This is a genomic window from uncultured Helicobacter sp. (assembly GCF_937906905.1).
GTDB lineage: Bacteria > Campylobacterota > Campylobacteria > Campylobacterales > Helicobacteraceae > Helicobacter_B.
This window is the reverse complement of the sequence record NZ_CALERY010000026.1, coordinates 1-11,264: the sequence shown is the minus strand read 5'-3', so window position 1 is coordinate 11,264 and position 11,264 is coordinate 1. Positions and strand designations below refer to the sequence as shown.

The 11,264-nt window shown below is 47.4% G+C and carries 12 protein-coding genes; 10 read left to right on the top strand and 2 right to left on the bottom strand.

What is annotated here, in order from left to right; all coding sequences use genetic code 11:
- Window positions 1-306 precede the first annotated feature (306 nt).
- The 5 genes from Q0171_RS06670 to Q0171_RS06650 are packed head-to-tail and all read left to right on the top strand — an operon-like array spanning window position 307 to window position 4,838.
- A complete protein-coding gene (locus tag Q0171_RS06670; protein WP_299328071.1) occupies window positions 307-2,214 on the top strand; it encodes a hypothetical protein in 1,908 nt (635 codons plus the stop codon).
- Between the two features lie 38 nt (window positions 2,215-2,252).
- On the top strand, window positions 2,253-2,882 hold the full coding sequence (locus tag Q0171_RS06665) for a class II aldolase/adducin family protein (protein WP_299328069.1): 630 nt from the start codon (window positions 2,253-2,255) through the stop codon (window positions 2,880-2,882).
- Window positions 2,854-3,492 carry a hypothetical protein gene (locus Q0171_RS06660; RefSeq protein WP_299328067.1) on the top strand — a complete coding sequence of 213 codons (639 nt, stop codon included), beginning with the start codon at window positions 2,854-2,856 and terminating at the stop codon, window positions 3,490-3,492. Before Q0171_RS06665 ends, Q0171_RS06660 begins: the two co-directional genes overlap by 29 nt.
- Window positions 3,493-3,520: 28 nt before the next feature.
- Window positions 3,521-3,769 carry a hypothetical protein gene (locus Q0171_RS06655; protein ID WP_299328065.1) on the top strand — a complete coding sequence of 83 codons (249 nt, stop codon included), beginning with the start codon at window positions 3,521-3,523 and terminating at the stop codon, window positions 3,767-3,769.
- Complete coding sequence (locus Q0171_RS06650) at window positions 3,714-4,838, top strand: CapA family protein (protein WP_299328063.1); 1,125 nt, start codon at window positions 3,714-3,716, stop codon at window positions 4,836-4,838. Before Q0171_RS06655 ends, Q0171_RS06650 begins: the two co-directional genes overlap by 56 nt.
- On the opposite strand, the gene Q0171_RS06645 is transcribed toward Q0171_RS06650, so the two are convergent.
- Together Q0171_RS06645 and pstC are read right to left on the bottom strand one after the other, a co-directional pair.
- Complete coding sequence (locus tag Q0171_RS06645) at window positions 4,823-5,014, bottom strand: hypothetical protein (protein ID WP_299328061.1); 192 nt, start codon at window positions 5,012-5,014, stop codon at window positions 4,823-4,825. The two genes, Q0171_RS06650 and Q0171_RS06645, sit on opposite strands and share 16 nt — an antisense overlap.
- Before the next feature lie 40 nt (window positions 5,015-5,054).
- Window positions 5,055-6,224, bottom strand: a complete 1,170-nt coding sequence (gene pstC / locus Q0171_RS06640; RefSeq protein WP_299328059.1) for a phosphate ABC transporter permease subunit PstC — start codon at window positions 6,222-6,224, stop codon at window positions 5,055-5,057.
- Window positions 6,225-6,497: 273 nt separating this feature from the next.
- Here pstC and Q0171_RS06635 point away from each other — a divergent pair, with 273 nt between their 5' ends.
- From Q0171_RS06635 to abc-f, 5 genes are all read left to right on the top strand, one after another.
- Window positions 6,498-7,196 (top strand): RICIN domain-containing protein, encoded by a 699-nt coding sequence (locus Q0171_RS06635; protein WP_299328057.1) that lies wholly within the window; start codon window positions 6,498-6,500, stop codon window positions 7,194-7,196.
- A gap of 12 nt (window positions 7,197-7,208) precedes the next feature.
- Window positions 7,209-8,057: a cytolethal distending toxin subunit B family protein gene (locus tag Q0171_RS06630; protein ID WP_299328055.1), complete on the top strand. Its 849-nt coding sequence runs from the start codon at window positions 7,209-7,211 to the stop codon at window positions 8,055-8,057.
- 9 nt (window positions 8,058-8,066) lie between these two features.
- Window positions 8,067-8,603 carry a hypothetical protein gene (locus Q0171_RS06625; protein WP_299328053.1) on the top strand — a complete coding sequence of 179 codons (537 nt, stop codon included), beginning with the start codon at window positions 8,067-8,069 and terminating at the stop codon, window positions 8,601-8,603.
- A gap of 206 nt (window positions 8,604-8,809) precedes the next feature.
- Window positions 8,810-9,154, top strand: coding sequence for a hypothetical protein (locus Q0171_RS06620; RefSeq protein WP_299328051.1), 345 nt, complete (start codon window positions 8,810-8,812; stop codon window positions 9,152-9,154).
- Complete coding sequence (abc-f, locus tag Q0171_RS06615) at window positions 9,154-11,175, top strand: ribosomal protection-like ABC-F family protein (RefSeq protein ID WP_299328049.1); 2,022 nt, start codon at window positions 9,154-9,156, stop codon at window positions 11,173-11,175. Before Q0171_RS06620 ends, abc-f begins: the two co-directional genes overlap by 1 nt.
- The last annotated feature ends 89 nt before the right edge of the window (window positions 11,176-11,264 follow it).

Genomic DNA, 11,264 nt, shown 5'->3' with positions numbered 1-11,264 from the left:
ATGAAAATTTGGGAAGCGGAATAGTAGTAATTTATAGCTTAAAGGTTGCTGAAAGGTTGAGACGATACCTAAACAATGACATTACAATAAGGATTTTTCCAATGAAACTTTCATGGGAATTCTCATAACATAGAAATCTGCTATAATCCAGCGCACATTAGCACGCTCCTTAAAGCAAAAGCATTGCGACAAATTTTCTTACAGCCACCAGCGAGCCGCCCTACAAGGCGATGGGCTAGGAAATGGCAGATCGGGGGTTTTATGGATTCTAGAGCATTATTGTGCCACATGCGAAGCAAAGAGCGCATGTCCCAAGCACTTGGTCTTTTGGTGATTCTAGCATTGATTATAGCTATTCTCTCCATGCAAGGTTGCGCGCAGACGCACGCGCCAAGCAGCGGCAAACCGCATAAAACAACCAAAAGCCCAAATAAGCCTCAAGCACAAAACTCCACCCATACTACACCCAAACACATAGAATCCAGCCCAACTAAACCCAAACACCATGCCCTCAAATCCCCCACAAACAAGCAAACCCACACCCCAAAATCCAACCCCGCTCAAAAGCCACAGACTCTAGCAAACACAGCGACCAAGTCAAACCAACCAAGCCAGAGATTCAAAAGCCTAGATTCTAGCCACCCAGAGCATAGAGAATCTAACGCCATCTCCAAAAGAGCAGACCCCATAAACACATCAACCATAACAGACATTCCTGCAAACACACTAGATTCTAATACGCAGAGCTTCATACCAGAACCCACACCAGAATCTAGCGCAGAATCTAGTCAAAATCTCGACACCAACCATACTCAAGACCCAACGCTCGAAGTAGAATCTGTGGAATCTAATGACCCAATCTACACTCCTCTGCCCCTGCAGATTAAACCCCAAGATATCCTTTCTGCCCATGCTCTCAAAGACAGCCAGCAAAACATCACGCTAGAAAAAACCACCAATGAAGCGGGATTTACTATCATAGATGTTTATGATAGCGCTAAAGTCTTGCGTGCGAAGCTAAGCTTCAAAAATGGCGTGCTAGAAGGTGTTAGCAAAGCCTATCAAAACGGACAAATCGCGCGTGAAATCCCCTACAAAAACGGGCTTGTCGATGGCATAGTCATCACCTATCTCTCCCCTACTAGCCGCACAGAGAGTGCATATAGAGCTGGGAAAAAACATGGCAGAAGCACAATCTATCACAACGACACGCCCATAAGCTTCAAAGAATACCGCGATGATATTCTCCATGGTCTGGTGCAAGCAGAGATTAAGGGCATAGCAAACCAGAGTAGCAAATCCTACACTCAATATCGCGCCGGAAAAAAACAAGGAGAATCCACTGGCTATACGGACAATCAAGTCGTATTTCGCCAATACTACGATCAAGGCATGCTCCAAGGAGTTACCCAGACCTATGGCGAAAATGAAATCATAAAAATCTCGCGAGAATACAAAAACAATCTCCTCCATGGCGAGGAAATCGTCTATAACTATCCCCAGCAAACCCCTATGCATAAGTCCCATTACGAGCTTGGCGTGCTTGTCTCTCCCTATGAAATCTTTAATGGCACTGGTGAGTCGTATTTCTCCATGAAGCCAAACGCGCAAAAAGGAGACCAAAGCCTGCGCATCACCAAGCAAACCAGCACACCAGAATCTAAAGGAAAGGAGCTTTGGCTCTATGACAATAACCAAAGCGCCATGGAAATCTCAAAAGATTCTGGCAAAACCCATGTCCGCACATTCTATAAAAATGGCACACTTGCAAGCGACTGCACCATTACGCCCACGCAAGCTAGTGGGAGCTTCTACGCACCAGACTCGCAGCTAGAGTCCAAAATCCTTTACATAATCACTCCAGATTCTGTGAGCAAGACAACCTGGCTCTATGCACCAAAAGAAGTGCTGCTTACCAAAAGTCAGGAGTCAAATATCACAAGCATCACCCAATCCTACCGAAATGGCATGCTCGATAGCGAGATCACCACGCGAGGGGATAGGGAAATCACGATACAAAAGAAATTTTTCCCCAATGGCAAGCTGGAATTTGAACACAAATATATAGAAGACAAAATGGTGCAAGGCACGCTTTTTGCTCAAGATGGGAGCGTGATTTATACATTTCCACACACAAGCGAGGATATGATATTTGACGAGGCATTCCCAAACACCGCTGCCAAAAAGCGTGCGCAAGTCTTCCCCAGGCACTAAGCACTCCAGAATCTCGCGACACTCCCTTAAGGATTTTCATGAATATCCACACCAAAGACATTAGCACCCCTACGATAACCCATCTAGCCGATATGGCAAACTCGCTATGCAAAAGCGGGCTACTAGGGATATTCTATGGATCAATTTCTGCGCGACTCAATGCCAATAGCTTCCTTATCAATCGCAAAAATGCCTTGCTAGACAAAATGGATACAGACTCTTTTATCACCCTCCATGACAAAGAGGACTACCGCTGGCAAGAAGCAAGTTTAGATAGCTTTATCCATGCAAACATCTATCGTAATTTTCTCGAGGCTCGCTATGTGGTGTATTCCCACGCGCCCTATGCCACCTCCTACTCTCTCAAGCACGCTGTGCTAAAGCCAATCGACTACCTGGGGGTAAAAGTGCTAGGCAGCACAAATGAGATTCTAGACTCCAAGGAGTATGAGACACTCTATGAACGAGCGGATACAGATATTGTGCGCTATCTTAAGACACACAATACAAACTTCGTCTTACTCAAAGGCTGCGGGATCTATGGCTATGGGCGCGATCTAAATGTGCTTGCCAAGCTCATCGCAGTGATAGAAAATAGCTGCAAAATCTTGCACTTCAACAATACAATCGAGGAGGGCTATGATGATGAAAGCCGCTTTAATATCTAGCGCCATGCCTCCTGTATCCTTGCTTCTAGCAGGTGTTTTACTGATAAGCCCTCTACACTCCACCCCCACTCCAGTGCAAAACTCTGCACCCACAAACCAGAATCTGGATTCCACACAGCCAGACCAAACCCCAGATTCTAGCCAGGATAGGCAGTTTTATGCCATAGCGAGCAAATCCCAGCTCACACTCAGGCATGCAGATGGCAAGCACATTGTGCTAAATCGTTGCAGCGGCGAAGCTGTTATCAATCAAAGGCTGGGATTTTTGGGGATATATTATATCGCCCTGGAGCTAGAATGCCAAAGCGATGAGCCCACAGCCAAAGAGCATGACGCAATCCATATCGCTGCAGCCAACATCATAAAGCTAGCTGCGCAGCCGCGTGTATTCAAGCTCCCACGCCACATTGCGCTCATGGGAGAAGCTAGTTTCAAAGATGCAGATAAAGCGATCCCGATCATGCTTGATGTGCGCAGCTCCAAACACAAATCTAAACAAAATACTAAAGATTACACTTGGAATCTTCGCGCGTCTTTGCAAGATCCTGCTAGCCCTGACACAAAGCCTAGCAAGCTCACCGCCACTCTCCTGCTCACCGAGCTTAAGTAGATTCTCTATATCCAGACAAAGGACAATCATGCAACAATACAAACAAGAAAAGTCAAAAACCCTAAGCGACACTCAAGCCAAGCCACACAATGCTGCGCGCGGGCTATTATTCTGCGGAGATGTGGTGGCTATGGAGAAGCGCTTTACCTGCACAGAGGCATGGCAGAAGAAACTGCGCCAATATATTAGCTTTTGCAATCTTGAAGCGCCACTTCTCCCGCATGCACCAAGCCTTATGCCAATCGGGGGGGGGGGGGGGGGGAAGCTTAGAGCATAATAATCAGCACCTTGCAGAATCTAGTGCAAACCTCGCATGCCAAACGCTTAAAGCTGGTCCATCGCTGCACAATAGAGAAGAGAGCATTGATGATCTAGTGCGCGCTGGGTTTAGTGGGTTTATGCTAGCAAATAATCATATCGGGGATTATGGCGAGCTAGGATTAGAGCGGAGCATAGAGAAGATTTTAGATTCTGGAGCAGTTTGCATTGGCGCTACTTGCGCGCGCTATCCTGATCCACAAGCTCTCTACTACACCATCAATGACACAAAAATCGCTATTCTCAATGCCGCAGAATCCCAGTTTGGCATGCTGGATTCCATGAGTGCATTTCTAGGTGGAAGCTATGGCTATCGGGATTGCTTTGGGCATGAATTTATGCAGGCTATTTCGCACATCAAGCAACAAGTCGATGTGCTTATCTGTGTAATCCACGCAGGACTAGAAAACTCACTCTATCCGCTTCCGCAATTCCGCGAGCTTTATAAGGCATTTTGCGATATGGGCGCGGATTGCATTATCGCGCATCACCCCCATGTCATTCAAGGCTACGAGGAGTATCGCACAATAGATTCTAGGGAAGCTAGGATTTTTTATAGCTTGGGGAATTTTTTCTTCTCATTGGCACAGCCCTCTACTGACCCACTAGAATCCCAAGGTCTAGCCGTGGCTATTACATTTGAAAAGCAGAAAATCAAAGGCTATGAGCTGCTATTTTCTCAGCAAGCAGATGATGTGGTTGAGCACATCAATCCTAGCGCACTCTATCACTCCATGGAAAGCCTTAGCGCGCCACTGCGCGATGAGAAGCTCTATCGTGAGAAAATCTTAGAAATCATCACGCACTTCTATCCGCAATACATGCGCTACTACGAGTGGGCATTTCTCCTCCCAAGCAAGCAAAATTCGCTGCTAACAAATATCAAGCTTTTCATAAAATCCCTTTTCTTCCCAGATCGTCATCTCACCTCTCGTCAAGCGCTTTTCTTGCACAATATCAATATCCCTACACACCGATTTGTCCAGGAGCTGTATCTAAAGTATATACTCTACTATAAGGAGCTATAAGGAGATTTTGCGATAGGCAAGCTCGGTAAATCACCCCAATCACCACTGATTGCAGGTAGCTCCACTACGATTTTCCTTGCTGGATTCTGGGTTTCCACGATCCATTTTTCGCCCTGTTTTAGCTCATGGCTGGATTTAGCATGCTTCCAAGGGTTGCTGAAGTTTAACAGAGGCATGGCGCACGCTTAGGTGCGCAAGACAAACGCGTCCAAACTCCTAAAAAGACACGCGCCTTGAAAATGCACGGAAGCTTAAATTTAGTAGCAAGATAAAGGCAAATAGCACCACACCACAGGCGATTAGCACATCGCGGTGCAAGCCTTCTGCATAGCCTAGCTCCATAACGATATTTGTCGTAAGAGTGCGCACGCCATCGGTTATAGATTCTGGAATGATTGGCTGGTTACCCGCGACGATGATAACTGCCATTGCCTCGCCAATCGCCCTCCCCATGCCAAGCACAATACTCGCTAGAATCCCACTTTTGGCAGCTCGCAACACGATAAAAAACACTGCACGCTCATGCGTAGCTCCAAGCGCGATTGCGCCCTCATAGTAAGATTTAGGCACAGATTCTAGGCTAGTTTTAGAGATGAGAATAATCGTGGGTAAAATCATAATCGCCAGCAAGATACTTGCACTTAGTAGCCCCACACCCCCAGTCTGTGTGAAAAAATCAATGAAACTCACAATGACGATAAGCCCAAAAAACCCATATACAATTGATGGAATCCCCGCAAGCAGCTCCACGCAAGGCGTTAGAACCCTACGCATTGTAGCATTTGCAAAACATGCCAGATACACCGCACTTAGCACCCCTACCCCAGCACCAAGCACCACCGCAAGCACACTCACAAGCAAACTCCCAATAATCATAGGAAAAATTCCAAAAATCTCGCTCGTAGGCGCCCACTGCTGCCCTAGCAGAAAATCCCCCACGCCAATTTGCCAAATCGTAGGAATCGACTTCCCAAAGAGAAAGAAACAAATCGCAAGCACCGCCACAACACACAAAAACGCGCATAATGCAAAAAGTGTCGCCATGCTAGCTTCCAAGAATGCCGTGCGCGCCGCACTCCTTACAGGTAGCTCCAGGATAGTCATAAGTGCATTTAGAGCGCCTTTGCTAACGCGTGTGCGCCATGACTTCCACCACGACTGCAAGCGCTCCCACAGATTCTGGTTAGATTCTGCGCCATGGGCAAAATCCACTTCCAAAACGCCAGAATCCACAGAATCCATAGAGGTGCGGATACGCTTGATGATACGCTTGTAATTGCGCTGGGCGAGATGAAACTGCGTATTGATTTTTACGCGCGTTTTTTTAGGGGATTTTAGAGGTTTGTTGAGTTTTAGCGCTTTGACATGGGGCTTGGATTCTGCCATGATGTGCCTTAGTGGTGTGGATAAGTGATAGCTGGCATTATAAAAACTGCGTGTAAAAACTGCTTTATCCCATTGTAAAGTCTTGGTAAATTAACCAAGCAAGATTCTGCTCAACAAATTATGCGCAGGCAAAATCATATCCAAAACTTCGATGACTCACAGATATTTTGGTAAGCCCACAAGAATCCGCGCTATAATGGCGGGCATGCTTTTTGCTTCATTTTGGGAACCCTTTAAGATTCTATACAAATTTCTTTATCAAAAGGAGTGTGGGTGATTGGCTTACTACAAACAAGCAAGGTATATGCTCTTTTGGGCGTGGCGCTAGTGGCACTACTATCTCTTTCTCTCTCAAGCTGTGCTAAACGCACACAAAATCCGCTCGGCGCAAGCGTGGCAAACTCTATCCCTGATAACATCGATGATCCCCTGGGGATTGGCTTTAATCCCAAGCCCGCTGCCAAGCAGGCTATCCCTGCACTCATAAACCCTTCTGGCAAGCCACTTGCCCCGCTTGTAAGTGATGCAAGGGATTTTGTCGCGATTTTTAATCAAGGTGGCGGGGTGATTAGCGTTTGGTCTAGTGCGCCTGCGAGCTGGGTCTGGGCGCATTCTGCTGCATTAAATCCAAATTTCGGCGATGGATTCAACTGGATAGTGCAGCCAATCAGCGACGGATTTGTGCGCTTTGTCAATAAGCTCACGCGCACTTGTCTCAATGTCTATGGACACGGAGTAATCCACTACCCCTGCGATGTAAATAATCCCAATCAGTTTTTCCGCATACTGCCTATGGATAATGGTGCAATCGCCCTGCAAAGTGCTAGCACACAATCTTGCTTACAAACAGGCATGCACACCAAGACCAACACCCCCATAACACTTGGCAAATGTCTGCAAGTAGCCAATACCGAGCAGCAGTGGTTCCTTGTCCCTCCGTTTCTCAAGCCAACCCCAATCACCCAGCCATAAAGGAGCTAGCCCATGACATCAGTAGTATTTCGCCTATGCAGATTTTTGTTTCTCCCACTGCTATTCTGGCTGCTCGCTGGGCAAGCAAGTGCAGATGTGCGCGCATACAAAGTAGGCTCATGGAACCTAGACGATCTCCAAATGCCAATCGAAGAAAAATGGAACAACACAATCCGCGCACTACTTAATGGCAGCAATGGTGTAGATATCCTGGCACTACAAGAAGTCGGCGCGCTACCCACAAATGTCAAATTCCTAAACACTTTCACCCTGCCCTATGCTGCCACAATCCCTATCCAAGAATACCAATGGGACCAGGGCAGAGGGCAGGATCGGGTGTTTATCTATTTTGTGCGTATGGATACATCAATGAGAAATATCAACCTCGCTATTATCAGCAAACGCCGAGCCAATGAGGTGTTTATCATCAAGCCTGGTGGGAAAAAGTCTGGCTCGCCTATGCTTGGAGTATTGGTGGATTCTAGTGCGATTGTTACGATGGATTCTAAACATGCTAAAGGTGCTGATGTCTTGCCAAATATCCTAAATACACATGAGTTTTTCGCCGCGCACCCACAAGCCCAGAATCTTGACTGGCTTATCACTGGGAGTTTTAATATCTCCCCCCAAGCCCTACAAGCCCAGCTACCTCCAAAGCTCCAAGAACATGTCGCACTCATCGCTCCAGCCATAGCCACTAGGAAGATAAATAGTAAAAATGGGGGCGCATTGGATTATGCTATCGGGGGAAATTCTGCAGAAACCCCCTACGAGATCCCGCCTATCAAAGCCTATCTAGGCTATACAAATGTGCGTTTGCAGTTTGATTCCAATTATATTCCGCTAATTTTTAGCAAGTAGGGGCAGCGTATGAGAATGATGTTTTATCCATTTATGATTGTGGCACTTGCGCTTGTGTGCGTGAGCTCTATGCACGCTAAAAAACGCCCGCCAGTCGATGGGCTTATGGTATCAATCCGCACGATGAGCACAGGCGAGCTTCTCTATGCCAATAGCAAAAATAACGAAACAAACTGGAGCATGATCGAGGTGCTCCTGCCTGGCTATCTTGGACGGAAATTCCCCTTTGGCGCGGTGCAATTCCGCCATGTGCGAGATGGAGAAAAATGCCTTATGAGCAATGGATTTTGGTTTTCACTAGGGGAATGCGACTCGGTGCGCTACGGCGATGATCGCACGCTTTTCTCGCTCCTGCCTACTTCAAGTGGCGCACTCCAAATCCAGTCAATCGCGGCAGATGGCTGCCTCGCAGTAGAATCTAGTGGCAAAAAGCTCGCCCAAAATCTCAAAATCCAGCCTTGCTTCAGCGCAGAAAACACCCCTATCGATCTGCGCTGGCTGTGGATTCTCACACCTCCTGTGCTTGAAGCCAAGATCTCGCGCTAGAGTTTGGGGCACATGCTAGGGCAAACACCCTGGATTCTACGCTAGATTCTGTGCTAGCAGAATCTAGGGTATGCTGTATAGCTCATACTCTCCCTGACCCACCCAGCAAATACTAGAATCCAAATCTGCTACAATTACGCCCATATTGTGATTTCACCCTTTGCACAAATCATGTAATTTTCAAATTTATGAGCAAGGATTTTGTTATGAAATTAGTCGCACTAATCGCGCCTTGCGTGCTTGCAAGCAGTCTTTTTGCCTCTTGGCAGATGTTTAGCGATGGCAAAGACACCTATCTCTACAACACCCAAAGCGGTGATGTCTATATCCGCTACAAACGCGGTGGGAAAAATTTCGAAGATATGTTTGTCAAAATGCCAGCAGGTGTCGTGCCTAGTGCTTCAGCAAACGCCCAGTCCGCGCTCTCTCCCACCCTCTCTAGCACCCCAGAATCCAGCCAAGAAAAGCTCCTAAAACAGCAGCAAGAAGCATTACAAAAATCCCAAGATCTTCTACGCAGTAGCATAGATTCCACAAGCGCGATCGAATAATGCTACTCTCGCTTTTTCAAGCCAGCAAAAGTTTTGGCGCGCGCAAAATCCTAGACTCCGTAAGCCTGGCTATAGATTCTGGCGAGAAACTCGCAATCATCGGCAAAAACGGCGCTGGCAAAAGCACACTACTCAAGCTCCTAGCCCAAGAGCTTGAGCTCGATGAGGGAAAATTTAGCAAAAAGCCTGATTTGGAGCTCCAGATTCTCCCACAAGACCCACAATTTCGCGCGGATTTGAGCGTGCGCCAAGTCTGTCAAGACTCGCTTAGAGAGCTCCAGGCAATCCATGCGCGTATCGCGCAAATCCACACCTTGCTAGATTCTGGCTCAAGCAAGACAGAATCTAGTGCGCTTGGAGACTCTGCCTTGCTTGATGAGCTAGGCGCACTAAGCTCGCGGCTTGATAGTATCGATGGCTGGGATATCGCCCAGCGCACACAAGAGCTGCTAGAAAATTTCTGGCTGCTTGATCTCCAAGACAGACCCGTGGGCAGCCTAAGTGGAGGCGAGCGAAAGCGCCTAGCGCTAGCGACTATCCTCATGCAGCCAGCAGATCTCTATATCCTTGATGAGCCTACAAACCACCTTGATGTCGAAGTTGTGGCATTTTTGGAACGCAAGCTCGCCGCGATCCAATCCAGCGTGCTTTTCATAAGCCATGATCGCTATTTCATCGATAACTGCGCGCAGAGAATCCTTGAAGTAGATTCTGGCAAAATCATCGAATATCGCGGTGGCTACACAAACTATCTCGCACAAAAATCCGCCGCCCTCTCCAATCTCGCCAAGGAGCACGAAAAGCTCCTAAAGCTCCTAAAAGCCGAGGAAGAGTGGCTGCATAAAGGCGTGCAGGCACGCAGGAAACGCAATGTGCTGCGAAAAGAGCGCGTAGAACTCCTGCGCGCCAAAGCCAAAAGCAACCCAAGTATCATTCGCACCATGCGCCTAGAGCTTGAACGCGAGAGCAAGCACCACAACCGCACCCAGAGTCAAAACGCACAAAAAATGATTATCGAGTGCGAGAATCTCTCGCTTAGCATGGGAGAAAAACTTCTCATCACGCAGTGTGATTTGCGCATACTCCAGCGTGATAGGATTGCTATCATCGGGCGCAATGGTTCTGGGAAATCTAGCCTACTGAAAGCATTTCTTGGTGAAGTGTCGCCTAGAAGCGGAGTCATCAAGCGTGGTGAGCTTAGGATTGGATATTTTGCCCAGCATAGAATCGAGCTTGATGAGAGCAAAAGCCTTATTGAAATATTTTGCCCAAATGGTGGCGATCATATCGAGGTTCGCGGGCGCAGTATGCATGTCTATGGCTATCTCAAAAGCTTTCTCTTCCCAAAAGACATGCTCACACAAAAGATTGGCGCATTAAGTGGCGGGGAGAGAACGCGCGTGAGCCTTGCCCTGCTATTTACCAAGCAATACGACTGCCTAATCCTTGATGAGCCTACAAACGATTTAGATATCGCTACAATCAATATCCTTGAAGAGTATTTGCTCTCATTTCCCGGCGCGCTGCTGCTCGTGAGCCACGATCGCTATTTTGTCGATAAGCTCGCCCAAAAGCTCCTAATCCTGCACAAACCAATCGACAAAAAAACACCAAGCACAGAAGAAAGCCTGCAGAGCTTTAGCGAGTATCTAGCATATATGGAGGAGCTAGGCGAGTATGACAAGCTAGAATCCCAGCTGCACACCACCATAGCAGAATCTATAATGGATTCTGCTATGGAGTCCCAGCAGCCCAGCGCACCTAAGCCCGCTAACACAGAATCCAAAAAGCCCCAGAAGCTAAGCTACAAAGAGCAGCGCGAGCTAGATATGCTCCCAGAGCATATTGAGCACCTCGAGCAGCGAAAAGCCGAGCTAGAGCGCGCACTGGGCAATGAAGAGAGTATCGCGCAACACGGAGTGGTAGCACTAGCAGAGGAGCTTGCAAATGTAGAAAATGAGCTAGAATCTAGTGTAGAGCGGTATTTCGCACTAGAATCTAAGAGAGAGGCTTTGCAATAATCCCTTTATGGGCGCTAACCCCTAAAACACATATCTCACACCAAGATTTGCTGTGAGGTTTAAGTCTTTGTAGCTAAGTCCTGCTTTGC

Bases quoted from the DNA above. Each gene is read 5' to 3' on its own strand.
- abc-f (WP_299328049.1), top strand. From the start codon at position 9,154: ATGCTACTCTCGCTTTTTCAAGCCAGCAAAAGTTTTGGCGCGCGCAAA.
- Q0171_RS06665 (WP_299328069.1), top strand. From the start codon at position 2,253: ATGAATATCCACACCAAAGACATTAGCACCCCTACGATAACCCATCTA.
- Q0171_RS06670 (WP_299328071.1), top strand. From the start codon at position 307: ATGTCCCAAGCACTTGGTCTTTTGGTGATTCTAGCATTGATTATAGCT.
- pstC (WP_299328059.1), bottom strand. From the start codon at position 6,224: ATGGCAGAATCCAAGCCCCATGTCAAAGCGCTAAAACTCAACAAACCT.
- Q0171_RS06620 (WP_299328051.1), top strand. From the start codon at position 8,810: ATGAAATTAGTCGCACTAATCGCGCCTTGCGTGCTTGCAAGCAGTCTT.
- Q0171_RS06655 (WP_299328065.1), top strand. From the start codon at position 3,521: ATGCAACAATACAAACAAGAAAAGTCAAAAACCCTAAGCGACACTCAA.
- Q0171_RS06630 (WP_299328055.1), top strand. From the start codon at position 7,209: ATGACATCAGTAGTATTTCGCCTATGCAGATTTTTGTTTCTCCCACTG.
- Q0171_RS06625 (WP_299328053.1), top strand. From the start codon at position 8,067: ATGAGAATGATGTTTTATCCATTTATGATTGTGGCACTTGCGCTTGTG.
- Q0171_RS06645 (WP_299328061.1), bottom strand. From the start codon at position 5,014: ATGCCTCTGTTAAACTTCAGCAACCCTTGGAAGCATGCTAAATCCAGC.
- Q0171_RS06650 (WP_299328063.1), top strand. From the start codon at position 3,714: ATGCACCAAGCCTTATGCCAATCGGGGGGGGGGGGGGGGGGAAGCTTA.
- Q0171_RS06660 (WP_299328067.1), top strand. From the start codon at position 2,854: ATGATGATGAAAGCCGCTTTAATATCTAGCGCCATGCCTCCTGTATCC.